The following is a 23,960-nucleotide window of genomic DNA, read 5'->3' on the forward strand; positions in this document are numbered from 1 at the left end:
GGCAAGAGTTATGCAAACGAATCTAGAAGCAAGCGGAATGATAGAATTCTTTAAGGTCTTGCCCAATCTATTTTCCGGTGGGGTCTACTTAACAGATCCAAAAACTGGTCAGATTTTATTTTCAAACGATTTTTTTAAAAACAATTTGGGTTGTGATAAGTCAGGAGAGGACTGTCTGGAGTCGGATTTATTGTTATGGGTTGCCGAAGAAGACAAAACAAACTTTAAAGACCAATTTTTATCTCAAAACAAACATTATGATCGGGACACCATCACAGGAGACTACCGTTTCCTTATGCCGAATGAAGTTCTTGTTCGGTGGTTTCAATTTGAAAAGAGAAAAGTAAACATTCCGAATATGGATTCGGATTTACAAATTGTTTTTGTTCGTGATGTGACCAATGAAAAAACAAATGAAATCAATATTGTAGAACAAATTCAATTTTTTCTTGGCCTATTTGAAAATGCATCGGTCGGGATGGCCTTACAAGATTGGGAAGGTGGATACTTCCGCATCAATCCAAGGTTTACTGAAATCACCGGTTATAGTTTTCAAAATTTAACAGACCTAAATATCAAACGAATCAAAGGGGAACCTATTTCCGAAGAAGAGATGGAATACTTTGGTTTTTTTAAAGAAGGTGCCGAAGAGTCAAGGTTAACTAGAAAAGATGGCCGCCGAATCAGTGTTTATCGACGAATTAGTGCCTTTCGTAACTCACAAGGAAAACCGGATTTTTATTATGTATTTTTGGATGATGTAACGGAAAAAAAACAACTTGAATCTTATCAGTTACATTCTCAAAAAATGGAAACCATCGGAAGTTTGGCAACAAACATTGCCCATGACTTAAATAATTATCTCCAACCCATCCATGTTTTTTCTCAGTTAGGGGAAGAACAAATCCAATCAGGAAAATTTGATCAAAATCTAATTTTGGAATATCTAGAAAAAATTAGAATGGGTGCAGATAACGCACGTTCAATGATCCATAGGATTATTAAATACTCTAAAGTAAAAGATGAGAACTCTGCGACAAAAATAGAAATTTCATCTGTTGTAGAATCATCCATCCCTTTGGTGAATGCTGGTCTGCCAAAAAATGTGGAAGCCCAATTTGATTTTTACAAATCTCCTTTATATACTAAATTAGATGCGGTTCGGTTTTCTAAAATTCTTTGTGAATTGACTTCGGGTGGACTCCTTGTTTGGGATGACCGAAAAAGAGGGCTTGTTAGGATCCAAACATCCTCAGCGGATGAATTCAAACTATTAGTTTCTATGGAATTTACAGGCCTTTCCTTACCCAGTCTTTCTGGGCTCAATACACTTGATTTTGTCAATTTTGGTGATGAAGAATTCCAATGGGCAGGAATGCACCTAATCAATCGTTATGTGAAAAACTGGGGTGGTGAGTTTTATATCGAAAAACCAGAACCGATGACTGTCCTCATTCATATTTTTCTTCCTTTGGAAGAAGGACAAATTGTTTTGGGGACTCCACCGCATTCCCACGGAAACAATCCAAAAGATGTATGGTCAGAGATTTCAAAAAAGGAAATTTGGATCGTAGAAGATGACGAGGCAGCAAGTGAAGCAATATGTTTTGTACTTTCCCAGAAACAAGTTGTCCCCAAGGTTTTTCGTAGTTCGTCTATGGCTTTGGATGGACTAAAAGATAAGGCTCCAGATTTTATTTTATCTGATTATCGAATGCGGGAAATGAATGGCTTAAGTCTTATCCGTAAAATTAAAAAAACAAATCCCAAACTTTCTGCTGTTTTATATACGGGAAATATGGATGGACTTGATTCTGAGGAGTTGGATGCAGAAGGGATATTGGTTCGATCTAAACCAATATCCGTTGATGAACTTTACGAAACTATTTTGTTATCGTTTGGATTTCTTTAGTTTTGGAACTTCTTCTGCACCAGTGCTGTCTTTAATGAATTGAATGAGTTCTTTTTCAATTAACTCTTTGTCAGATTTTACATACTTTGAAAGTAAAACATGCGAACCGTTTTCAATTTTTAACAGTTTGTTTTTTGGGTTTGGATTTTGTCCTGATTGGATCAAATCATAAACATGTAACATTGCTGGAACGGAAGCAACAAAATCATGTTCACTTTCAGATTTGTAGTAGTACATAAGTAAGGTGGGAGCTGTAATTTTTGGATATGGATTGTTTTGATCCATAAAACGTTTTAAATCCAAAATATTTTGAATGGCACCATAATATTGGTCAAGATACCAATATTTGGCTGATTCATCTTTAGGATCTGTTTTGGAAATTCGCATCTCACCTTTGATTGCATTGATAAAAGATTTTCCCCAATGAAATCTGAATATATGTGCAGTTGGATCATCAAAATCATAAAATGGAGAAGCAAGTACAAGTGAATCCACAAGTTCAGGGTGTTTCGCTGCTAAATACGATGCTATGTTTCCACCCATACTGGTTCCAATGAGAACTGTTTTTTGCCCGAGCTCTCTTGCATAAATCAAACTGTCTTCGGCATCTTGGAGATAAGTTTGAAATTTTGTATTTAAGTGGTCTTCTGCATTTGTTCCATGCCCAGGTAATCTTAAGTAATAGGTATTGGCACCGAAGTATTCGGAAAGTTTGTTTGTAACTTCTTCTCCTTCTCCACGGCTTGCACCAAATCCATGAATGTAGACAATGGCAATAGGAGTTTTTTCTTCTGAAACTCGCACCAGAAGTTCTTCGTTGTTTGGTCTTGTATTTTCTTTGGCACTAATCTGCAGTTCGTTTTGGTAAAAGGTGTCAAAATTTTCGAATTTCCGAGAGGAATCATAATTGTATTCACTGATAGTCCAGTTGTAAGTGGATACGAGGAATGAAGATAGAATGAGAGTGATGGCAATCACCCATTTGATTATTATTCTCATCGAGGTTCTCTTGTTACGAAAGTTAAATATAACAAATGCAGGATTTCTGTTACTAATTCAAGTCAATTTGTTTGTTTTCTGTCACAAACCGACAGAGACCATCCAACTCTGGATGACACCACCGCCAGAAGTAGCAAAAACTGCCGCCGTGTATGGTGAAATTAGAAATCCTTTCGCAGTGGATGTGGAGATTCGAAACATTCTCTGCAACGATTACAAAATTGTTGAGTTCCATGAGACCTCCATCGACAATCAAACGCAAGTGGCAAAGATGCGTAAGTTGGAATATCCTATCCTTTTAAAATCAAACCAGACAATCCAGTTGATGCGATCGGGTAAACATTTGATGTTATATGAGAAAATAAAACGTTCGGAAAAAATAGAATTAGAACTGGAGTTTTCGAATGGAGAAAGAAGTGTCGTTATAGTAGAAGAGCGTTCTTTATGAAAAAAAAGTTTATCTTAGTTTTGTTTGTTGGGATTTTTTTGGTAGGTTGCGGATCTGCTTTTGAATTTACTGATCTCCCGATTGGTGGGAATGTCGAAGCAAAAGATAAATCAGGAAATATGGTTTCCTTTCGATCTTTCCCCGAACCAGTGTTACTTGTATTTTTTGGGTATACGTATTGTCCTGATTTTTGTCCCAATACATTGGCCAAAATTAAAGCCGCAGTAGAACCTCTTACCGAAGAAGAAAAAACAAAATTTAAAGTGGTTTTTATCTCAGTAGATCCGGTGCGTGATTCTCCAGAGACAACTAACAAGTATGTGCAGTTTTATTTACCTCAATCGGTTGGACTTTCTTTCTCTGCAGACACAACAAACCAAATCTTAAAACAATACGCTGCGTATGTGCAAAAAACAGAAGATGGCCAAAGTATTGACCATTCCACTTATATTTATGTTTTAGATAAAAATCGGAAGACTCGAAAACTAATCAAGTCCACCGATTCCAAAGAAGTGATCACAAAATCCATACAGAAGTTAAGCAGCAATTCCGTTGAGTCGAAGTAAAGCATCAATCTCTGGATCTTTTCCGTAAAAGTCACGAAAAAGATCCATCGCATTTCCTGAGCCACCTTTTTCTAAGACAGTTTTTCTAAAATGCGCTGCATGGTCTAAATCGAAGACTCCTCTATCAACAAACGAATAGTAGGCGTTCGCAGAGAGTAGTTCTGCCCATTTGTAAGAATAATAACCGGCAGCGTACCCACCAGCAAAGATATGGGTAAATGAATTTTGAAATTTATTATAAGCAGGTGGGAACACAACAGAGAATTCTTTTCTCACTTGGTCTAAAATTTCCTGAACTCTACTTTCTGTTGGTTTTTCCATGTGAATCAACATATCAAACTTTGCAAATTCCAACTGTCTGACAACTCCCATGGCCGACATAAAGTTTTTGGCTTTTACCATAGTTTCGATATATGAATTCGGAATTGGTTCTTTTGTTTCATAGTGTTTTGCGAAGAGTTCCAAAACTTTTGGTTCATAAGCAAAGTTTTCTAAAAATTGAGAAGGGAATTCTACTGCATCCCATTCCACTCCGTTTACTCCACTCACAAAAGCTTCATTTACACGGGAGAGAAGGTGGTGGAGGGCATGGCCTAGTTCATGGAAAAGAGTCACTACATCACTGGGTCGGAGTAACGAAGGTTGTGTTTTTGTGGCTTTTGGAAAACTCGCAACTACAAAGGCAACGGGAAGTTCTGTTTTCCCTGTTTCATCTTGGAAATGAGGTTTCCAATTGTGCATCCAAGCACCGCCTTTTTTTTCTGTTCGGACTTCTAGATCCAAATACAAACGTGATCTTGTTTCTCCTTCCACGATGAGATCATAACAAAGGACAGATGGTTCCCAAACGGATGTATTCACTTGTTGGAATTGAATGCCTAAAAGTTTTTCTAAAAATAAAAATGTTCCTTTGATCACAGTTTCCTTTTCAAGGTAAGGTCGATAAATTTCTTCATCATAAGAAAAGGATTCTTTTTTTAATTTTTCGGAATAGTAAGTGAGATCCCAAGGTTCTAAGTCTGTATGTCCCAACTTTTTAGCAAAATTTTTAATTTCGTTTAGTTCTTGTAATGCGATAGGTTTAGCTTTTTTTCCTAGATGATCTATGAATTCAATAACTTGTTCTGGGTTGTCTGCCACTTTGGTTGCCAAACTCAAATGAGCAAAAGTGGAAAAACCAAGAAGTTTTGCTTCCTTTTCTCTAAGTTCCAAAATTTCTTCCATTAATTTTCCATTTTCTGGAGCACGAGTGCAATAACCATCATAGAGTTTTTTTCTAATTTCTCGATTTTCTCCATAAGTCATATAAGCAATGTAAGATGGAAAGTGTAGGGTGAATAAATAACTTCCGTCCTCTTGTTTTGCAGATAATTTTTCACTTTCGGGAAGTCCTTTTACTTCTGCTTCCGAAAGTTTAAGTGAAAATGCATTGGTGGCATTGAGAACATTTTGTGAAAATTGATTCGAAAGGTCTGACAATCGAATGAGAAGTTGTTTGAGTTCTTCTTTTATTTTTGCATCCAGTCCCACCCCGGCCAATTGAAAGTCTCGAATTTCATTTTCTAATACTTTCTTCGCTTCTTTTGTCAAATCTGATTCTGTTGATTGGATTTTTAAGAATGTAGCAAAGATATCTTCGTTTTGTCCAAGGTCTGTATAGTATTCGCTGAGTTTGGGTAATAGCCGGCTGTAGATGGTTTGGCTTTCTTCGTTATTTTTTACAGAGTTAAGATGTGAAATCTCTGTCACAAGATCCCCCAGTTCTGTTTGGATTCTTTGGTAAGGTTTTACAAAGTTTTGAAATGTAGGTTTATCTATTTGTAATAGAGATTGAATGAAGCTTTTGTTAGACTCCATTTTTTCTAAAATGGCAGATTCTTTTTTGGGAAGATTTTCAGAATGAAATTCAGGAAACATAACGACCTCTATAAATTTAGACTCGATTTCGATTGGTACTTCGTCAGTTTGGAAGCAGAGGGAAAGGATGCCACCGGAAAAAAGTAAAATTGTTTTCTTTGATGGGGTTTGTCATTTGTGTATGGGATCGGTTCAGTTCCTTTTGAAAAAAAACCAAAAAGAAAATTTATACTTTTCTGCGATTGGTTCAGAGACTTACCATTCCTTGTTTTCAAAAGAAAAATCATCAAAACTCCCTGATAGCATTTTGTATTGGAAGGAGGGGACTTTGTATTTAGAATCCGATGCCATTTTGCAATTGGTTCGGGAACTAAAATTTCCTTGGTTTTTATTGTTTGGATTTTGGATCATCCCAAGAATGCTTCGAAATCCTATTTACCAGTTCATCGCCAAACGACGATATGTTTGGTTTGGCAAAGCGGATGCATGTATGGTCCCCTCACCAAACATAAAAAAACGATTCTTGAGTTAATGTTCTGTCGTTTTGACTAACCTCAGATTTAGTTTTTTGTTTCGATCATACGCATAAACAGAAAAAACTTCTCCCACAGGTTCCCAGTGGACTCCCATTCCTTTCCAAAGCTGATAATCAGAATCGGAAACAATCAGATATCCCTTTGTTGTTTGGGCATCTGTCCAACTGATTTCTGTGATGGGACGATTGTAGTAAAATGCAAAACTTGGAATTCCATGGGCTCCAAATGAATATAATGTTTTTTCTTTTGGGACGTATTCGTTAATGATTCCGGCTAAATTTTTTGTATCCTTTCTGATTTCAGCAAACTTAGGTAGGATCACAAAAGAAATGATAACAATCATTACAAGTGATACAGTTAGGTAGATTCGATACATATAGATTTGGTTGTGTTTTCTTGAGAGTTGGTCTCCCAGTAGAATAGAAAGAATCGGATATGCGGATAGAGGATAAGATGGGAGTTTACTTGCCAAAACTTCATAGAATATCCAAGAAAAAACAAGTCCGAGTAGTAAAAAACGTTTTGGTGTAAATGTATAATCCATTTCTTTCCATTCCCAAGGAAAAAGATGTTTTAATATTTTAAATCCGTTCGTTTTGAGTAAGGCAAATAGTTTCCATCCGTTCTCGTAGAGAAAGGAAAGATAAATTCTTGTCCAAGGGAAAAGTGTAACCACAAATAACATCAAATAGGTGCCAGGTGGACCTGACTGACCAAAAACAGGATCTGTCGCACGACGAAAAATATACCAATCTAACATCCATCGTATGAGTGCTCCATTGTCTTTTTGCCAAGATAAATATCCCCATAAAAACAGCGGAAGTGTCGCAACCGGTAACCATAAAAATGGATGGAGTTTCCAAATCTTCGAACGGATTTGATTGATGCTCAAAAGGAGAGTGCAGGTCCCACCTAAAAAAATTAGAATGGGTGGTCCTTTGACAAGAAGTCCCAAACTCACACTGAGCCAAAACAAAAATACGAATCTTTTTTGATTCGATTTCATCCAGTGGTAAAGAGATACAAATCCAGACATTCCAAAAAATACTAATAGAGAATCAACTAAGGCGATCTTCCCATTGAGAGGAAAGTATAATGAAAAACTTAGTATACTAAAGGCATATAAAGCAGTCCTTGATCCAAACATAGTGTTTGTTAGATGATAAGTTAACAAACTTGTTCCCAAAATACAAAGTGCTGGAAATAAACGTAAAACCCATTCAGAAACCCCAAACAGTTTGAAAAAAAAGGAGGAGGTCCAAAAATGTAGAGGTGGTTTTCTATGAGGAGTGGAGTAGGGAAATTCCATTCTGAGATAATCTCCATTTTCTACCATCGTTCGAGAAAATCCTGCATAAGCGGCTTCGTCTTGGTCAACCAAGGGAGAGGAATTCCCATAGAATAAGAATATCGTTAGGACAAAGAGAAGGATGAGGAAAGTGCGGTGGACAGATAAGAATTTCACAGTCTCACGAGAGGAAACCCACCCTTCTTTGTCAAAGAGGAATTGAATTTCTAGTTTTGTATTCATTTTGTAACAAATCTGGAATCAAATTGGAAAAATAGATCGATACAGTTGGATCATGCTTTTCAATGTTCCAGTAACCATTGTCAATACCGAAAGGCAAACTGCGAGTAAACCTTCCTTGTGGAAGTATCGTTATGTTCTTGTTTTGGCCTCCTTACTTGGGATTTTATTATTTTATCAACTAGCAGTTGTTTTGCTTCTTAGGAAATCAACTTTTCTCCCTTCTTCTCCTTTCCAAGGACCTAAACTAGTCAATCCATACCAAAATTGGAATGGAGAAAACCAGGAAAAGATATCTTTACACACACATTCCGATGAAGTTTGGTTCACCCCAGAAAGGCATTCTGTATCCGAAATCATCTCTGAATACAAACGGGAAGGCTTTTCAAATGTTGCCGTCACAGATTACGGTCAAATTTCTGAGACAGAAAATCCAGAATACATTCGGGGATTGGAATGGGGACAGAATGTAAAAAAACGCCATCTTTTAGCCATTGGTATTAAAAAATCTTTTTATGATTATTTCCCAATTTATGCAACGAGAGAAAATCTTAATTGGGTGATGGATCGTATGCAAAAGTTAGGTGGTTATGTAGTCATCCCTCATCCTAAATTATTTGATTCCTTTTCCAGAGAGGAGATCTCTTCTTTGGCAGGTTTCCAAGCTGTGGAAGTTTATTCTCCTTATGGCGATGACCCTAAAATATTAGATTCTTTGCTTAGCCAAGGACGAAACGTCCATTGTATGGCAAGCGATGACCTACATTATTTTCCTGAATCCTCAATCAAACGTTTTGACCAACCAGGTTGGAAGAATGCCATCCAAACTTTGGGGAACCAAAGAGGACGTAAAGGAGAAAGTTTTCTTCGGTATATTGTAACTGAGGAAGGAACTAAAGACCAATCATCCGTTCAATCAGCACTCCAAGCAGGTTCTTTTTATTGTGTGAAAAAGTTTTTTCATGGAGCGGACGATCCAAAAGTTCCCAGGATACAAGTGACAAAGGATCAGACAATCCAATTGAATTCTAATGAACGTTATCTCGAAATCCGTTTTATCGGCCAAGCTGGGGAAGTTTTACAAGTGAATCCGGATACAAGTTCTGCCGAATATCGATTTCAAGAAAAGGATTCCTATGTGAGGTTGGAGATGATCGGCCTCACAGGATCGATTCTCTCCAACGCTATTTATCGAAATAAATAGTAATTCAATTCTATTCGATTCATTACTACTATTTAAAGTTTAAGTTTTGGTCTGAGCCATCAAATGCATCCAAAAATGCTTTAGAAGTGGTTTCGTATTGTTTTACCGTGCCAAGTGCAGCTTGTCCCGAAATACTTGCACCAAAGGCTACATAAGTTCGATTAAAGGCTTCATCTACAGACATAAAATCAGCTCCACCGACTGTGGGGCTCGGATAGTCGGCTGGAACTTGAGCAGCTAACAGCTGATCGGTTACATATCCATTGATATTAAAGATCCCATATGATAATCGAACATTTGGAGCAGAAGGTGATTCTGGAATTGCGCAGATGGTTTCTGGTCTAGCTGCACTCATTGTAAAGGTTGCTTTGGCAGTGGTTTGAAAAGGTGAATCAAACTTTTGCATATAAGCAAGGTTATAATAAATCTGGTCGCTAGAGCCGGTTCCTTGTGCTGCGTTACAAAAGGTTTTTAAATTATCTAAGGCAGCCGCACCCGATGGGTTGACTTCTTTCAGTTTTGTAAATGTCAAACGTACCACTGAACGAAAACAGAGTTGTCTGCCTGCATCTACTTCTGTCAGAACCACTCTTCCATGTCTACTAATCCAACTTGCATTTTCAGGACCGTTCCTCCAAGTATAGGTTTGGAATTTGGTTCCGTAAACAGAATCGTTTGCTGTATAACTTTCTGTGATGACATTCCCCACATTGGCAAACTGAGGGTTTCCAAAGTCAACCAAACGATAGTAAACCAAAGCTCCATCATTTCCTAGAGTTGTATTTGGATCATCGAAGAACAACTGTAAGGAGGGAGTTGAAGCACCGGTTTTTTTGATTTCAAAAAAATGATTAAAATCTTTGGTCCCGGTATAGGCAGTGGAACTCACACCTGTTGTGGGTGTACTGATTTTAATGGTGAGGGTGGCAGATCCAAACCCATTTAAATTGACATTGTTTAAAACATCATTCCTGGGAGTTGCATTGTTGAAGTAACCTGCGTTTTTTAGAGCGAGGATGAGAGAATCAATAATTCCGGAATTGCCTCGGGCCCAAGTAGCCGATTGGCGCACAAAACCCCAGTTGTCAGCAGTGGTCGCCGACCAAATTTTTTCTGAACCAATTCCCAGATGGATGGCATCACCAAAGAGATGGATGAGTTGGTCGTTCCGATCCAAACGAGTGAGTTTGTTGAAGTCGGAAATCTGAAGGCTCATTCCAAAGAATACAATGGCATAGAGAAACTTTTTCATAGTTTACTCCGCAATTCCCTTAGGAATACAAATGGTAAACCCAGACTTGGGGCCAGAGCAACCAGCAGATTGGTTGTAAGCCCATACAGAGAGTAGGAGAGCCCCTAAGACATTTTCATCTTTTTTATCATCTTTTTGAAACATCGAACAAGCGACGAGTGTACTAAGTGCCAACAGGGCGATGGATTGAATGACAAAACTTCTCATACCTTTGATCTAAAAGATAGGAGAAGTTTTTGCAAGAATTTATCGAGAGAGGATTTGGTATTCCCACTCCATCACTGGGCTTTGTTCAATGGAAGCAGTGAGGGAATTTGGAACCACCATCATGGACCTAGCTGTAGTTTTGGTTCCTGTCACTGCAGGAGGCAAAAGTCGATAGAAAGAATCTTCTTTTTTTCCTCGGAGTTGGAATTCTTTCCATTCTTCTCTAGAAGCAAAGGCACGAATTCTATCTTTGGAAGGAGTTGAGGACGCTCTAAACGAAATTCGTTTATCTGGGATGGTCACTCGGTCTCCCTTGCGAATGAAATTATCATTTTGGATTTGGTTGGGGAACAGAAGCACAGGTTCTCCCTTTTGGTTCTCAGGAACAAGGACAACATAAACATAATTGTCTTCAGTTGATTCGATTTCAAAACGAATCGGTTCCCCAGCCACATAAGTGGGTTTTAAAGAATTGATTTTGAGTTGGGCTGCAGATCCCGAACCTGTTTCAGATAAAGCCAAATAGATATTTTTTTTATCTAAAAATCCTAAGAAATCGGAGACCAAAGTTTTGGAAAGGCTATCCGGGAGTGAGTTGCGGTATTCTAACTTTTGGTGTAAAATATCTACAAACGAAATCACAGCCTGTCCATCTTCTGTTGATACAAGAAGAAGTTTGTCTATTCCAGAGAGCCTTTGGAAACTGTGCATTGTTTCTTCAGAAGGATTTCCTTCTTTATCAAATTCCCAAGTCCCTAGTTCAGAGTTTTTCAAAGGAAGAGAGACCAGTCCACGAGAAGTGGATTGGATTTGTTCTTTGATAAAATCACGAAGAGCAATGGTTTCATCCGTATTTGATAAAGACTCTACTGCAATTTTATAAACAGGTAACCTTCCAATTTTGTCCGAAGAAAAAAGGGAAAGAGAAATGATCGATGAGAGAATTAAAAATTGTTTCATCATTCGTCTACCCTACCTTGGCCTTTGTATTCATTCATAAGTTGGTCGTTTTTTTCGTATTGTTCTTTGATTCGTTGGTAGTTTTCTTCTTTGATGGCCTTGAACTCTTCAAAAATGCGCATTTTATCTTTCACAAATTCATCTAAAATTTGTTTTTTTAATTCTTTTCCAGATACAACCACTTCTTCATTTTCTGCGACGAGGGTTTGTTTTCCTTTTTTATCCGGACTGACTGCCACAGTCCCTTCGTTGACATAAACTCCCGTTTCCACTTCGGTTAGGTCTTCGTTGACCCCACCGGTGTCAGGTGTTGCTGCCAGAAATTCTGTTCCTCTCACTCCCGCCACAAAGCTAGGATTGACAACGCTGAGTTGGTTTTGGCTTGGCACTCCTGGTCCCGGTTTGTGTGCTTTGACAAATAATTTTCCACCCACAAGTTTGAGAGTAGTGGATTTTGACTTTGGATTGAGAAGGTCTTCAATTAGGACAGATGAATATTTTGACAAACGAATGGTTGCTTGTGTTGCCAACTGGATCTCACAAGTGCCGTTTTCTGTTGTAATGGTATCCCCTTTTTTTAGGATACTACCTAACTTTACCGGCTCTTTCGCCTTTTTGAAACGTGGTCCTGAAAGGTAGTTTGTTCCTTGAATGAAACTAATAATCCCCACTTCTTCAGCGGCAAGGGTTGTGGTCAAAAGAAGAAACAAAATGGACACAATAAATCGAATCATGCCACTTTTATAGTAGAACTCACTCCTCTTACAAGCTAAAAAAACTAAAAAAAAAATCAAAAATTCCCCTACAAAAATGGTTAGTTAGGACCAATTAGAAGATTTACCACCTATCTTCTGATATGTGGTGTAAGTTTTTTTCCATATGTTTTTGTCTGGGATTTCTATTTTATCCCTTGATGGCAGAGGACAATTTGTTCTGGGAAGATTGTGTTTGGATTGGGATGGAACGGAATGGAAGTCTGGGTTTGGAGCAGGTTCGTTCTGAAATATTTCCCATCCTAACTCGAGAAAAATGGAAACAATACCTTCCTAAATTAGGAGTCCATTATTTCGGAATATTCTCAAAAAATCCAGAACAGATTGATCAGGAATACCGTGATGTTCGTTTGCAAATCCAACAACTATTGTATGATGGAGGAGAAACCGAAAGAGAAAAACAAAAATTAGAAATTCGGAGACTCATTCATTCGGAAGAGAAAAAACTCCTTAGAGAAAAAATATTCAAATCAATTTCCCTTTCCTATCTCTCCTTCCAAAAACGAATGTTAGTTGATTTGATCTACAATCTTAGATCAGAACGTTACAAACTAGAACAAAAAAAACGAAAAAAAGAATTGGAACTTGGGTTATCTTCGAAAGGTGAATCCGAATGGCTCAAAGTTTGGGAAGTTGAATTTCAATCAAAACAGATTCACTCTGACACAAACAAAAAACTGGCAGTCCTAGAATTACAACAGGCGATGTCACTTGACCCAAATGTTCGTATTACATTAGCAGGAGGATTTACGGAACGTATCCGATTGTTTGATCCAAGTGCCAATTTAATGGCTCCCAATGAAAATCATCCACTTCGAAAAAAACAGAGACTACAAATTGAGTTAGCAGAACTAGAAGAAGAAAGTTTGGAAAATGATTGGAAACCAAAACTAGTATTAGGTGGTTATGTTGGAAAAAATGGAAACGGAGGATTCCCTCTTCAGAATGAAATTTATGGACTGAGTGTGGGAGTCCAAGCTAATTTAGGAGGAACCAGTTTTCAATCTAATACACAAAATGGAATCCAGTCGGAAGGAAACGGGATCCAAAGAATTCCTGGGTATGGACCACAACCAGTAGGTCCTGGCGAAAATTCCTTTCAAAGTGGTTCGATTGGTTTATTCGATGATTTTGGTCGAAATAAAAAAATCTTTGATTCAAAAATGAGTTTGTTACAAGCCAAAGCGGATTGGAAACAATCGGAGATCGGTTTTTTAAACCAAGTCCAATCGACTGAAATTAAACTAAGTGAATTGTATCAAAAATATAATCTCTATTTAGAAAATACAAAATCCAATTTAAACCAACACAAAGCGAAAAGAGAAGAAAGAAAGTTTGGGCTGATCTCAGAAATTGAATACTTAAAATCAGAAGAAGAAGTATTTGTTAGTTTGGAATCTGTATTAGAGCCTTATTTTCAATACATATCCACTGCTTTGGAACTTGTTCTGTTACTTGGAGAAAATCCTTTTGACAATCGTTATTATCAAGTAGAGTCAAAACGCACTCCAAGTGATCTCTCCAAGGTTTTAGATGATTGGAAAGAAATTCCTCAGGGCGAAAAAATAAAAATAAACGAACCAATCCAAAAGAAACCTTACCCGTTTTTAATGGAGGATCCGTATGAAACTCGTTAGATGGAATTTAGTGTTTTTATTAGTGCCTGTATTGTTCCAATGTTCTTCCAAGTTGGGCTCATTTGATGATTGGATTGGAGTTTTGAATTCTAGCGATGCCCCAAAAGTTCTTGTTTTCTCTCCGGCCTCCGATTCCAACAATGTTGATCCAAAAACAAATATCTCTGTTGTATTTAGTAAAGCCATGTCCACCCAGTCCTGCGTATCGGCTTTTTCATTGGATCCACCCGTTCGAGGAAGTTTTGAAACAACGGAACTCACTCTCAAGTATTATCCTAAAATGGATTTGCCATCTGGCGGTTATGTGATTCGTCTCACCAAACAATGTGAAGATAAAACGGGGAAGGACCTGGATCGCGTGTATACCATCCCCTTTCATGTGGGTGAAAAAGAAAGTCCTGGCCCTCCAACCATAAATTCAATTTTGGTTTCAACGGGAACTGAAACGGAATGTTTGTCTGGAGGAATTATCACAAATATTTTGTTAGGTGAAGATCGAATTGTTTGTTCCGGAATCCCTGGTCCTTCACCCATCCGAATTGAATTTTCAAAATCAATGAACCAAACGGAAGTGGGGCAAGGACTTCGGTTCGAACCAGGTCTCTCTTATCGTTTGGAATGGGAAAGTCCTAGTTTATTGAGAGTGTTACCAGATCTCAATTTTTTACCGGAAACTCGGTATCATATTGTTTTTCCTGTCGGATTACATTCAGTCGATGGTGCAGAATTATCGGAAGTTGTTCGATCCGATTTTTTTGTTGGAGCTGATTTGAGTGATCCTGAAGTTGCGGGTTTTGGTTTGGAATCACAAAACTGCGGTTTGGGGGTTCAAGAATTAGGATCGGTAATAGGTGCTCGTTGGGATTCTGGATTCTGTTTTTGGAGCCAAGGAATGCCCATCCTTAGTCCAAATTTTTATCATTTTCGTGGAGGAGATACTGGGTTTGGTGGGCCAGGGTCAAGTTTAGACTGCGCAGATGTAAATACTGATAATTTTCGGATTTTTTTTAATCAGTATATGGACACAACTTCCGTCATTGGGGCCACAAGGTTATCAAAAATTTCTCCACCATCAACAAACATTCGTTTATCGACTTGGGTTTGGTCTCATTGTCAAACAGAATTTCCTTTTGGTTGTAAACAATTAACTTATTCCTTTGCAGAAAGTGAAGCAAGTTGTAATGGAACTTTATTTGGAAACATTTCAACTGGAGGGGATTTTAATTTATCTTCTTCTAGTTTTGCACCAAACTTCTATCCTTATTATGAGTTCCGTTTGGATCCAGATGCAAAATCCATTTCTGGGAAAAAGATGAAGGTTGGTTTTGTCATTCAGGTGGAAGCAAAATGAAGTATTTACTTATTGTAAGTAGTTTTGTGTTTTTATCTTGTGTTGGGACTCAAAAGGCTTTCCGAAAGAAAACATATCCCATTCCGAATGGTAAAAAGATTTTATTGATTCATTCTGTTTCCCCTTGTTTTTACGACAGTTATTCCGAAGAAAAAGAAGTTAGTTTTCAGATACAGGAAGAATTAGAAGAGTTAGGTTACTCTGTGGTTCTTGGAGATAAAATTTGGGATGAGGTGAGTTCTCCTCTTCCCAATGATCGTTTGGATCACTTTCAAAATCAATTAAAACATTTACCCAATAAAAATCGTTCGCGGATTTTAATTTGGAAAGAACAAGCAGATCAAGTTGAAGCGACAGAAGTTTTTGTATTACGGTTTGTGTATCCAGTAAAACCAAATCTAAACTCGATACGAGTGATCTGGGTTGATTTTTCTAAAAAAGAAATCAATCGATTCGATTGGAATTGGGATAAAAAAGATCCATTTCCGTTTCGTGATTCTATCCAAAAACTCTAGGAGTTCCTTTATGAAAAATATACTTATTTTGTTTTTCATTTTAAACTTTGTTCGTTGTTCACAGGCGGCTCTTTCTGATTCGAATGATTTACAAGTTCTCTCTGAAGCATACCGTTCCGGTCATCTAACGGTAGTCAGTTCTGTATTAAAAGAGAAAAAGAAAGAAGAAAAATTATTACCCGCAGAAGACCTGCTTTATAGCAAATCTTTGTTTTATTTGGGAGATTGGAAAGAGTTCTTTATCCATTGGGCAGAAGTTTCTCATAAACCACCCGAATTGGTATTGTTATACTTTAAGGCTGTGCTTGTATCGAAATTGCCTGTCACCATTTCTACTGAAGATGAATCAAAACTAATTGAGTTACTGCCCATATCACCAGAAGCTTGTTTGTTGTATTTGAAGTTAAAGAATACAAAAGATTCGTTAAAACAAAAGAAACTTTTTTTGGCCCAATGGAAACAATTCCAAACCCATCTAGATAGATTAGAAAAGGAATTGGGCAAAAAATGAAAATATCTCTTTTGGGAATTCAGATTAAAAAATACCAAGTGTTTCTCTTGGGAATGTTAAGAGCTAGATTGATAAAAATTTATCAATCTCCTTTTTTCTTCCTAAGTATATATATTTTACTCTACGGTTTTCATTGTTTCTGGAATTGGGATGAGTTTATGAGCAACAATCGCAACTTAGAAATGGATGCGATGAACGCTGGAAAACAAGTTTCTCTTTGGAGTTTGTATCCATTTCAAATTTTCAGTGTTCTTTTAGTCGCCGTTTTATATTTGTTTCTTTCTGTTTCGATCAACTTTCTTTTTTCTTTGTTAAAGCGAACAAAGGAAACATTTAAGAAAAATTTAGGAAAGTTTATTGGAAGTCTGATTCAACAATTTTTTCTCTTTGTTTGTATTTTGTTTTTAGGAAACCAGTTTTTAGGTCTTTTTTTTACATCCAATTTTTATTCCACCTTGGTTGTAGTATTTTGGACAACGTTGTTTATGTTTTTTCTTATCAAGAATGGAGAATTGTACAAACGGTTGTTTATTTCCAGGGATCAATTTGTAAGCTTCCTTTCTCATAGTTTGGGTTATTTGAATCCAATCTTATTTATCTTTTTTGTATTGGCTTTGGCAAATGTATGAAAGGGAATCTTGGATATATCCTAAAAGTTTGGATTCGCAAAATATTTATCTTTGGAATTTTCTTTTTTGTTTTGTCGATTCTGTATACCTATCTCTCTACTCCTGCGATTCGAGGTCGTTTTCCCTTTTTGGCTTCATTTTTATACTTCCCGAACCAATTGGGAAAAACAAATGAAATTTCTGCTATGGAGTCACCAAAACAAAGTTTGGTGTTCAAGAAACCTAGAATTTTAGAAGAAAATAAAGTTTTGGAATACCCATCTGTAGTGGAACCAACGAAAGAGATCCAATTGCATAACAAACAAAATGGAAGAGTCAAAAAGATATTCGTTGAAGAGGGTGACTTTGTCAAGGAAGGTCAAATTCTTTTAGAGATAGATGATGAATTGATTCGATTGGAGGGAGAAAGATTAGTTTTATCTGCTGGCATCGCAAAATCTCAAGTGACAATTGCTTATGAAAAATGGAAACAAGCTGAGAAACAAGTAGAAACGAAACTAAGAGAAATCGATAAAAAAACAGAATGGATTGAACTTGCAGAAAAAGAATGGGCACTAGTTCGAGATACAAAAGAGAAAAAAATAATTCTTTGGAAACAAGGTTTTGTATCTCTCTCCGAGTTGGAGAAAATAAAACAAGAGGAGGAATCCAAACAAACGCAGTATAAAAATTTATTACGAGATCGGGAAAATCTTCTCTCTGGGATACATTTAGGATTGGAATCTGAGGAGAATCGTTTTGAAGAAAAGTTGAAAACTTGGAGAGAAAAAAATACTTCTATCGAAAGTACCGAGTATGAATTGAGTTTGGCGCATTTGAAAATCATTCAAAACCAAATCAAATCAAACGAACAATTATTAGCTGAAACTCGTTTGCGTGCCCCTAAACCTGGGAAAATATTAAAAATTCAGGCTAAAGAAGGGGAGTTAACGAACCAAATTCCGGTGATGACTTTAATTGAAAGGGGAGAACTTTCAGTCGGTTTTCAAATTGCAGAATCTGATTTGATTCATTTTTCCCCAGGAAAATCTGTTCTTTTTTTACCTTCTCAAACAAATTTACCATCAATCAAAGGTAAGGTGGATCGTGTAGGAGGATTTTTAGATTCAAGGTCTCATAGCATTGGCATTAAGGTTCGTTTGGAACCAAATCATAAAATGATTCTTCCTGGTATGTTCGGGCTTTCACAAGTGAAACTAAATGAGGTTACAGAAAAAATTTTGATTCCAACTTCTTCCCTTCATGGTGATGAAACGAATGGTTTTTTTGTGAATGTAAAAAAGGGGGAAAGGGTGGAAAAACGTTTCATTCAGTATCAACCTTATTTGTCAAATGAGTTAGAAATTCTTTCTGGGCTTTCTTCTGAGGATGAAGTAGAATTTAGTTTGGTTTTATGAAGATCGAAAGTTATGTTCTTTCTTTTTTCAAACACAAACGTTTGTATTTTGTTTTTTGTTTATCGATTGTTATCGTTGCTTTTTTTAGAATTCCTGAATTAGAAATTTGGTTATTACCGAATTTAACACCCTCTCGGTATTTTATTGTCACTGAGTACCCGAATCATTCAGCAGAAGATACTGACATGATGGTGAGTTTGCCAATTTCCGAATTGGTTTCTTCAGTAAAGTCTGTCGATCGGATACGCACAATTTCTGAACATAGTAAGTCAATTGTACAAATTGATCTACAATTTGGTGCATCGGTTCGTGACTTTAAAGAAGAATTATACCAAAGAATTTTGGAAATGAAAGATAAACTTCCGTTTGGTGTTGAGGCTTCGCGATTAGTGCAAGGAGAAATTAAGGATTCTCCATTTTTAGAAGTGGTTATCTCCAAGGACGGAAACGATAATCTTGTAAACTTTCAGTTCCATTTACAACAATTGGTATTTCAATTGGAACGGATTCCTGGTGTAACAGAAGTTCGTATCACAGGAAACAGAAAAAAAACTTCTATTATTTCCATAAATCCAGAGACTTTGGACTTATTTCCAATAAACATCCGTGATTTGGAATCACAACTCCAAACAGGAATCCGTGGTGGATCGCTAGGGGTAGTCGAAGAATATACAAAAGAAACTGAATTAAAATTCTCGCCTGAAGTTCTTTCTCATCAAAATCTTTCTGAATTTCCCATTCATTTAGGAAATGGAAATTCAGTCGGACTTGGTCAACTCGCAACAATCTACGAAGCAGACTCACCCGGTGAAAAACTCACACGAATGAATGGAAAAAATTCAATTTATCTTGCCATCTTTACGGATCCTTCTTCGAATCCATTGTCGTTATCTTCGGAAATAACAACAAAACTAAGAAGTTTCGATTCTTTAATTGCATCTGAAATTTTTTATGATGGATCGAATGAATTAAAAGATCAAATCAAACAAACTGGTTTTAATATGATCTGGGGATTGGGATTCGCTTTTCTATTTTCTTTCCTATTGTATCGTAGTTGGACTCCGACTTTGATTTTACTTATATCAGTTTTATTTTCTTTGGTCTTCTTTTTTCATTTGATTTTGTTTTTTTCGATTTCGATCAACTTGCTGAGTTTAGGTGGGATTTCAGTTGGGATCGGAATGTTATTTGATGCCAGCAACCTGACAGTATTTTCCATAAAAAGACATTTAAACATGGGGTTATCAATTTTTGAGGCTGTCACAATGGGAATTCGTTCTGTTTTGGTTTCACTTGTTTCCTCCTCTCTCACGACCATTGTAGTTTTCATTCCTCTTCTATTGTTCCCTATGCAATGGAAAGAATTCTTTTTCGATTCCGGAGTCTGCATAGCTCTTTTGGTTTTTTGTTCTCTCGTCTCCTCTGTTTTGATTGTTCCATTACTTTCCATTTTTTTATCAGAGTCATTAAAAATGGATTCTATCAGTTTTAAAAGAGAGGATTCTTTATTCCAAATTGATAATAAAACCTATGTTTTGTTTTCCAAAATGAATATTCGAATGGTTTCGATCATATTGGTAATGATTTCATTTTCCTATTTGTTTAGGTTTGGTCCTAGTTGGAAAATTTTTCCAGAACAAGTTTCTGTAGGCAATCGTTTGCAAATGATTCCTTGGAACCATTTGAGTTTAGATGAAGAACTTCGGTTTGTTGAAGCTTTAGAAAAGAAGATCAAAATTTTTGACCCGACTCTTTCTGTTTTTCTATCTCCATTAAATGGTTATGATGCAAAGTCCCAAAATCCTAAAAAAGCAATTCCGATCGAATGGAAATTTTATGGAGTTCAAAAAGAAAATGAATTAGAACGATTGGTTTCGGATGAACTTTTGAGGTCAAGATGGGATTGGAAATGGGAGCTTATCAACTCCCAACTCAAAACGGCTTTACCCTTCATTCCTGTTGACTCAATTGTTTTCCTACATGATCAGTGGGAGGAGTTAAGCAAAATTGTTATGAACTTCCAAATCCAGTCAAAATCCAAGGGGTTTGTTGGTAAGTTTGATTTTTTACCAAAAGAAATTCGATTAGAAGAATGGACTAGAAATCAAATTCCAATTCCAGACTGGAATCCAAATGAAGAAGATTTAAAACAGAAATTTTTATACGAACAAAGACCCAAATATTTAGGCTCTATTGGTGAGACGATCAAAACGGATTTGTATCTTGGTTTCGATTCCTTTCTTTCCAATCATACTAATACAAATGATTTCTCTAGGATCAGTTTCAAAACAAAAACCAATGAAACAACATACCTTAGTTCTCTTTTTCGATCAAAACAAAGGGGAAGTTTGAATCAGTTTCGCCGTGAATCTGGATTGTTTTCTGCTGAATGGATAGGCCAAGTGATGGACTTTGAATTGAAAGATTTGGATCCATCTGGGCATTTAACTTTACTAAAAGTTTCGGCAAGTGAGGAAATCAAAAAATTTTATTTGGTTCTTGTGATCCTCTTAATTATTTCCTTTGTTTTTATTTATTTAGCTCTTGTGGGAATTTATGAATCATTTTGGATTCCTTTTTTTTACCTTTCGATATCTTGTTTCTACCTTTTGGTCACTATGATTTTTGTTTTTGGTTTATTTTCGGAATTTCATTTAGGGCATTATATCGGTCTAATTGTTCTGCTTGGATTGTCTATTGATAGTATTTCTTTATTTGGTGAAAGATGGATCGAAATACCTGAAAATGTAGCTGGTTTAGAAAAACGAGAATATGTTCTTCGTTGGTTACTGTGGCCCATTTTATTAAACTCAGGAACGACGATGATGGGTCTTTTTCCTGTTTTTGTTTTTGGATGCCCAGGTTCCGAATTTTCTGAATCTATCGCAAGCACGATGTTTGTTGGCATTCTAATTTCCTTATTCTTTGTTTTTTATGTTTATCCGAACTTGTTTGAAAAATTTTGGATTAAAAAAACATGACGGGGAATTTAATTCAATACTACCGCTATCGTATTTTCGCCTTAGTATTATTTTTAAGTATGCTCTCTGTTTTTCAATTAGGCGAGTTATTGTTAGGTGAAGAATCTTTTTTGCAGGTTCCGGAATCCATTCAGATTACTGTCCAATGGCCCGGTAAAACTGCATTACAAGTGGAAGAAAAAATCACAAAACCTTGGGAACAGATTTTAAAAGGGATCTCTGGCTACAAAGAAATTGAATCAATCTCAGAACGAGGAAGTTCTCAGATCCATTTGGAATTAGAAGAAGATATAAAAAAAGAAGATATTGTAGCTACGATTCGAAATGAATATCTTTTGCAAAGACAAAGATTTCCGACAGATTCGCTTTCGCCGAAGATCCAAATAAAAAAATTAGAAGATCAGTTTATTGTTATTTTGCAAAAGATATCAAAAAACTCTGATCGCAGTCGCCGTCGTTTGGAAAATCAAATTCGAAACATCGCTGGTGTTTCATCATTTGTCCATCATCCAGGTTCTGAAAAAGAAGTGGTTTTGGAGATACAAGGGAACAGGATACAAAGTTTTGAGTTTCCCTCGGTGTCGGTTCTGTTTGACTCCATTCGAAATTACAACTTTGGATTTCATTATGATTTAGAACAGGGTTTGTGGTTCCAAAAGGATTTCCCTCTCAACCCAAAAGATTGGTCAAACTTTGGGATTCCTTCTCGGTTTGGAGAAGGTCTTTTGGTTTCTTCTTTCGGCACTGTATCAATGAGAGAAAAAAAATCACATCATGGAACAAGAATCAATGGATTACAATCAGAAACGATATTGATTAACGCAAAGAGTGGAACTTCTTTGTATCATATAACAGGAGAGTTAACCTCTTTATTATCGAATGATAAAGATTGGATTTTGTTATATACAAGTTACCAAGATTTTTTTAATGATTTGTCACGATTCTTCGTTTTATTTTTTTTATTGGATTTGGTTTTACTTATATCTCCTATTTTTTTCCGGATTGAAATCAAAACAGTTTTATATCGTTTATTGTCTTTTTATATTGCCTCTCTTCTTTTTCTAGGGTTATCTTCTGTTTTTTCTTTTTCAATTGGGCGGTCCACATTATTCCAATTGTTAGTTTGGAAATACTTTTTGGTTATATTTCCAGTAAGAAGGTTAGGAAAATGGAATCTCCCTAATTTTGTATCCGTTTTGATTCTTTGGATTTTTGTTCTTTTGCATTGGATTCCAAAAATCTTAGGAATCATTTCTTTGGTTCATCTTTATTTTTTATTATTGGTTCCTTTTTTGAAAAATCTCTTTCTGTCCTTTTCAAAAAAATCATTTTCATGTTTTCCTTTGCTCACGAAGAACAAATATTTCCCATACAAACAATGGAATTTCGGGGAGAATCAAGATTCACAAAAAAAGACCAGAGTGTTTTTCGTTGGTCTATGCCTTATCATTGGGATATTGGTTTCTTTTGGTTCGAGTTTGGGATTTGTGCCGGTTACATCTTCTTATGGGACCGTCCAAATTGCAAGATTAGAATTCCCCACATCTTTGCCAGAACCTGAATCCATTCGGATCACCAAACAAGTAGAAAATGAGATACTATCAAGAAAAATTACTGATCTTTTGATTCTTAAACAAAATCCTTCAAGCGCCGTATTTTATTTTCGTTTAAATGAGTTAGGTGAGAAAAATGGTTTTAAGAATCTTCCAACAGAATCGGGCTACTTCCATTTGTTAGGTGAGTCAGAATCAAATTCAGATCGTAAAATTCGTTTTTCTAACGCCAATACAGAAATTTTAGAGAAAAAGATATTTTCGATCATCCCTTGGTTGCAAACCAAAAAAGAAGTTGAAGAAGTTGTTTTGTGTTTTCAGCCTTCAACAGACGGTTGGAATTTCCAATCTCCCGCAAAGTATAGAAACTTGTTAGGTTTTGATTTGAATGATTCAATTAGAGAAAGGTCATTGGAATTACAATCATCCATTGTTGGGAAAATGATTTTTGAAAAAAAGATTATGGATATTCGATTTTTCGTAAAGCCTGATAATCAATTAGATCGTTATCCGCAAAAGCCAATCAAAATGTCATCGGGAAATCCTGTCTTTACGGAAACGTTTACAAATTACAAAACAGTAAAAACGCAAGGTCGAATCTATCGTAAAAATGGCGAAACAAGTTTAGAAATATTGGTAAAAGGAAAATCCATTCATTGGGAAGAGTTAGAATCTAAAATTCGGAAACTTTTGGGAAATGATATCGTTAGGTTGTCAGAAACTATACCCACAAAAGAATCATTACCAAAATATAGACCTGTTTTTGTTCTTATGCTTTCAGTTTTGTTTTTATATCGAAAAAAACACAAAACATTTTGGCTGATCCCCTGTATTTGTTTTTTGTTTCTTTGGCGAATCAATACATCAGTATTAGGTGGTGATTATTTTCTATATGGAACTGTTCTTTCATTTTTGTTCATTTTGCTTTTGTGGATCCCTCGCTCCACCTTACATGCGAGTCTTTTGATTCCATTTTCCCTTTTGTTTGGTTTTTCGTATTTACTACCGGGGTTAGGTGGAAAGTTTTTTATGGGGGGATTTCTTCTTATCTCAATCTTTTTTCTTCTCTATCTTAAAATGTTGCAAAAATGGAAAATAATGAAAACCAAACTCATCATTTGATACCTAAGAGAACTGAGGTTCT

General features: G+C 36.3%; 20 protein-coding genes. 13 read left to right on the top strand and 7 right to left on the bottom strand.

The annotated features are described in order from the left end of the window. The first annotated feature begins 10 nt into the window (after positions 1-10). Positions 11-1,912, top strand: a complete 1,902-nt coding sequence (locus EHR01_RS00375) for a hybrid sensor histidine kinase/response regulator (protein ID WP_135692503.1) — start codon at positions 11-13, stop codon at positions 1,910-1,912. Here the strand turns inward: EHR01_RS00375 and EHR01_RS00380 are convergent. Beyond that, on the bottom strand, positions 1,892-2,911 hold the full coding sequence (locus tag EHR01_RS00380) for an alpha/beta hydrolase (protein WP_135692505.1): 1,020 nt from the start codon (positions 2,909-2,911) through the stop codon (positions 1,892-1,894). The genes EHR01_RS00375 and EHR01_RS00380 overlap by 21 nt on opposite strands. Here EHR01_RS00380 and EHR01_RS00385 point away from each other — a divergent pair. Beyond that, positions 2,880-3,359, top strand: a complete 480-nt coding sequence (locus tag EHR01_RS00385; RefSeq protein WP_244309928.1) for a copper chaperone PCu(A)C — start codon at positions 2,880-2,882, stop codon at positions 3,357-3,359. The genes EHR01_RS00380 and EHR01_RS00385 overlap by 32 nt on opposite strands. Beyond that, positions 3,356-3,925, top strand: coding sequence for an SCO family protein (locus EHR01_RS00390; RefSeq protein ID WP_135692509.1), 570 nt, complete (start codon positions 3,356-3,358; stop codon positions 3,923-3,925). The genes EHR01_RS00385 and EHR01_RS00390 overlap by 4 nt, the downstream gene beginning before the upstream one ends. On the opposite strand, the gene EHR01_RS00395 is transcribed toward EHR01_RS00390, so the two are convergent. After that, complete coding sequence (locus EHR01_RS00395) at positions 3,896-5,842, bottom strand: M3 family metallopeptidase (RefSeq protein ID WP_135692511.1); 1,947 nt, start codon at positions 5,840-5,842, stop codon at positions 3,896-3,898. The genes EHR01_RS00390 and EHR01_RS00395 overlap by 30 nt on opposite strands. 67 nt (positions 5,843-5,909) lie before the next feature. Here EHR01_RS00395 and EHR01_RS00400 point away from each other — a divergent pair, with 67 nt between their 5' ends. Next, positions 5,910-6,314, top strand: a complete 405-nt coding sequence (locus tag EHR01_RS00400; RefSeq protein WP_135692513.1) for a thiol-disulfide oxidoreductase DCC family protein — start codon at positions 5,910-5,912, stop codon at positions 6,312-6,314. On the opposite strand, the gene EHR01_RS00405 is transcribed toward EHR01_RS00400, so the two are convergent. After that, positions 6,311-7,849, bottom strand: a complete 1,539-nt coding sequence (locus tag EHR01_RS00405; protein ID WP_135692515.1) for an ArnT family glycosyltransferase — start codon at positions 7,847-7,849, stop codon at positions 6,311-6,313. The two genes, EHR01_RS00400 and EHR01_RS00405, sit on opposite strands and share 4 nt — an antisense overlap. Before the next feature lie 52 nt (positions 7,850-7,901). Between EHR01_RS00405 and EHR01_RS00410 the strand changes: the two genes are divergently transcribed. Then, positions 7,902-9,050, top strand: coding sequence for a phosphoesterase (locus EHR01_RS00410; RefSeq protein ID WP_135692517.1), 1,149 nt, complete (start codon positions 7,902-7,904; stop codon positions 9,048-9,050). A gap of 28 nt (positions 9,051-9,078) precedes the next feature. Here the strand turns inward: EHR01_RS00410 and EHR01_RS00415 are convergent, their stop codons facing one another. The 4 genes from EHR01_RS00415 to EHR01_RS00430 are packed head-to-tail and all read right to left on the bottom strand — an operon-like array spanning position 9,079 to position 12,203. Continuing rightward, complete coding sequence (locus EHR01_RS00415; RefSeq protein WP_135692519.1) at positions 9,079-10,302, bottom strand: LIC_12337 family protein; 1,224 nt, start codon at positions 10,300-10,302, stop codon at positions 9,079-9,081. Between the two features lie 3 nt (positions 10,303-10,305). Beyond that, the gene (locus EHR01_RS00420; RefSeq protein ID WP_135692521.1) at positions 10,306-10,509 is read right to left on the bottom strand and encodes a hypothetical protein; all 204 of its coding nucleotides are present in this window, start codon (positions 10,507-10,509) and stop codon (positions 10,306-10,308) included. 39 nt (positions 10,510-10,548) lie between these two features. Further along, entirely contained in the window at positions 10,549-11,472 is a 924-nt protein-coding gene (locus tag EHR01_RS00425) for a DUF4384 domain-containing protein (RefSeq protein WP_135692529.1), read from the bottom strand. Further along, the gene (locus EHR01_RS00430) at positions 11,469-12,203 is read right to left on the bottom strand and encodes a FecR family protein (RefSeq protein ID WP_208721717.1); all 735 of its coding nucleotides are present in this window, start codon (positions 12,201-12,203) and stop codon (positions 11,469-11,471) included. Before EHR01_RS00430 ends, EHR01_RS00425 begins: the two co-directional genes overlap by 4 nt. 122 nt (positions 12,204-12,325) lie before the next feature. Here EHR01_RS00430 and EHR01_RS00435 point away from each other — a divergent pair, with 122 nt between their 5' ends. Genes EHR01_RS00435 through EHR01_RS00470 form a run of 8 tightly spaced genes read left to right on the top strand, consistent with a single transcriptional unit; the run spans position 12,326 to position 23,938 of the window. Then, complete coding sequence (locus tag EHR01_RS00435; RefSeq protein ID WP_425269968.1) at positions 12,326-13,879, top strand: TolC family protein; 1,554 nt, start codon at positions 12,326-12,328, stop codon at positions 13,877-13,879. Beyond that, positions 13,866-15,230, top strand: a complete 1,365-nt coding sequence (locus EHR01_RS00440) for an Ig-like domain-containing domain (RefSeq protein WP_425269969.1) — start codon at positions 13,866-13,868, stop codon at positions 15,228-15,230. The genes EHR01_RS00435 and EHR01_RS00440 overlap by 14 nt, the downstream gene beginning before the upstream one ends. Then, on the top strand, positions 15,227-15,745 hold the full coding sequence (locus EHR01_RS00445) for a hypothetical protein (protein ID WP_244309929.1): 519 nt from the start codon (positions 15,227-15,229) through the stop codon (positions 15,743-15,745). Before EHR01_RS00440 ends, EHR01_RS00445 begins: the two co-directional genes overlap by 4 nt. A gap of 10 nt (positions 15,746-15,755) precedes the next feature. Continuing rightward, positions 15,756-16,256, top strand: coding sequence for a hypothetical protein (locus EHR01_RS00450; protein WP_135692531.1), 501 nt, complete (start codon positions 15,756-15,758; stop codon positions 16,254-16,256). Next, complete coding sequence (locus EHR01_RS00455; RefSeq protein ID WP_135692533.1) at positions 16,253-16,885, top strand: hypothetical protein; 633 nt, start codon at positions 16,253-16,255, stop codon at positions 16,883-16,885. The genes EHR01_RS00450 and EHR01_RS00455 overlap by 4 nt, the downstream gene beginning before the upstream one ends. Next, positions 16,882-18,282, top strand: coding sequence for an efflux RND transporter periplasmic adaptor subunit (locus tag EHR01_RS00460; RefSeq protein ID WP_244309930.1), 1,401 nt, complete (start codon positions 16,882-16,884; stop codon positions 18,280-18,282). Before EHR01_RS00455 ends, EHR01_RS00460 begins: the two co-directional genes overlap by 4 nt. Next, positions 18,279-21,263 (top strand): efflux RND transporter permease subunit, encoded by a 2,985-nt coding sequence (locus EHR01_RS00465; RefSeq protein WP_135692535.1) that lies wholly within the window; start codon positions 18,279-18,281, stop codon positions 21,261-21,263. Before EHR01_RS00460 ends, EHR01_RS00465 begins: the two co-directional genes overlap by 4 nt. After that, positions 21,260-23,938, top strand: a complete 2,679-nt coding sequence (locus EHR01_RS00470) for an efflux RND transporter permease subunit (protein WP_135692537.1) — start codon at positions 21,260-21,262, stop codon at positions 23,936-23,938. The genes EHR01_RS00465 and EHR01_RS00470 overlap by 4 nt, the downstream gene beginning before the upstream one ends. Positions 23,939-23,960: the final 22 nt, after the last annotated feature.

It is taken from the genome of Leptospira mtsangambouensis, from assembly GCF_004770475.1.
Lineage (GTDB): Bacteria > Spirochaetota > Leptospiria > Leptospirales > Leptospiraceae > Leptospira_A > Leptospira_A mtsangambouensis.

What these genes read in the sequence shown, in the direction of transcription:
- EHR01_RS00375 (WP_135692503.1), top strand. Translation starts at nt 11, where the DNA reads ATGCAAACGAATCTAGAAGCAAGCGGAATGATAGAATTCTTTAAGGTC.
- EHR01_RS00385 (WP_244309928.1), top strand. Translation starts at nt 2,880, where the DNA reads ATGGCAATCACCCATTTGATTATTATTCTCATCGAGGTTCTCTTGTTA.
- EHR01_RS00380 (WP_135692505.1), bottom strand. Translation starts at nt 2,911, where the DNA reads ATGAGAATAATAATCAAATGGGTGATTGCCATCACTCTCATTCTATCT.
- EHR01_RS00390 (WP_135692509.1), top strand. Translation starts at nt 3,356, where the DNA reads ATGAAAAAAAAGTTTATCTTAGTTTTGTTTGTTGGGATTTTTTTGGTA.
- EHR01_RS00395 (WP_135692511.1), bottom strand. Translation starts at nt 5,842, where the DNA reads ATGTTTCCTGAATTTCATTCTGAAAATCTTCCCAAAAAAGAATCTGCC.
- EHR01_RS00400 (WP_135692513.1), top strand. Translation starts at nt 5,910, where the DNA reads ATGCCACCGGAAAAAAGTAAAATTGTTTTCTTTGATGGGGTTTGTCAT.
- EHR01_RS00405 (WP_135692515.1), bottom strand. Translation starts at nt 7,849, where the DNA reads ATGAATACAAAACTAGAAATTCAATTCCTCTTTGACAAAGAAGGGTGG.
- EHR01_RS00410 (WP_135692517.1), top strand. Translation starts at nt 7,902, where the DNA reads ATGCTTTTCAATGTTCCAGTAACCATTGTCAATACCGAAAGGCAAACT.
- EHR01_RS00415 (WP_135692519.1), bottom strand. Translation starts at nt 10,302, where the DNA reads ATGAAAAAGTTTCTCTATGCCATTGTATTCTTTGGAATGAGCCTTCAG.
- EHR01_RS00420 (WP_135692521.1), bottom strand. Translation starts at nt 10,509, where the DNA reads ATGAGAAGTTTTGTCATTCAATCCATCGCCCTGTTGGCACTTAGTACA.
- EHR01_RS00425 (WP_135692529.1), bottom strand. Translation starts at nt 11,472, where the DNA reads ATGATGAAACAATTTTTAATTCTCTCATCGATCATTTCTCTTTCCCTT.
- EHR01_RS00430 (WP_208721717.1), bottom strand. Translation starts at nt 12,203, where the DNA reads ATGATTCGATTTATTGTGTCCATTTTGTTTCTTCTTTTGACCACAACC.
- EHR01_RS00435 (WP_425269968.1), top strand. Translation starts at nt 12,326, where the DNA reads ATGTGGTGTAAGTTTTTTTCCATATGTTTTTGTCTGGGATTTCTATTT.
- EHR01_RS00440 (WP_425269969.1), top strand. Translation starts at nt 13,866, where the DNA reads ATGAAACTCGTTAGATGGAATTTAGTGTTTTTATTAGTGCCTGTATTG.
- EHR01_RS00445 (WP_244309929.1), top strand. Translation starts at nt 15,227, where the DNA reads ATGAAGTATTTACTTATTGTAAGTAGTTTTGTGTTTTTATCTTGTGTT.
- EHR01_RS00450 (WP_135692531.1), top strand. Translation starts at nt 15,756, where the DNA reads ATGAAAAATATACTTATTTTGTTTTTCATTTTAAACTTTGTTCGTTGT.
- EHR01_RS00455 (WP_135692533.1), top strand. Translation starts at nt 16,253, where the DNA reads ATGAAAATATCTCTTTTGGGAATTCAGATTAAAAAATACCAAGTGTTT.
- EHR01_RS00460 (WP_244309930.1), top strand. Translation starts at nt 16,882, where the DNA reads ATGAAAGGGAATCTTGGATATATCCTAAAAGTTTGGATTCGCAAAATA.
- EHR01_RS00465 (WP_135692535.1), top strand. Translation starts at nt 18,279, where the DNA reads ATGAAGATCGAAAGTTATGTTCTTTCTTTTTTCAAACACAAACGTTTG.
- EHR01_RS00470 (WP_135692537.1), top strand. Translation starts at nt 21,260, where the DNA reads ATGACGGGGAATTTAATTCAATACTACCGCTATCGTATTTTCGCCTTA.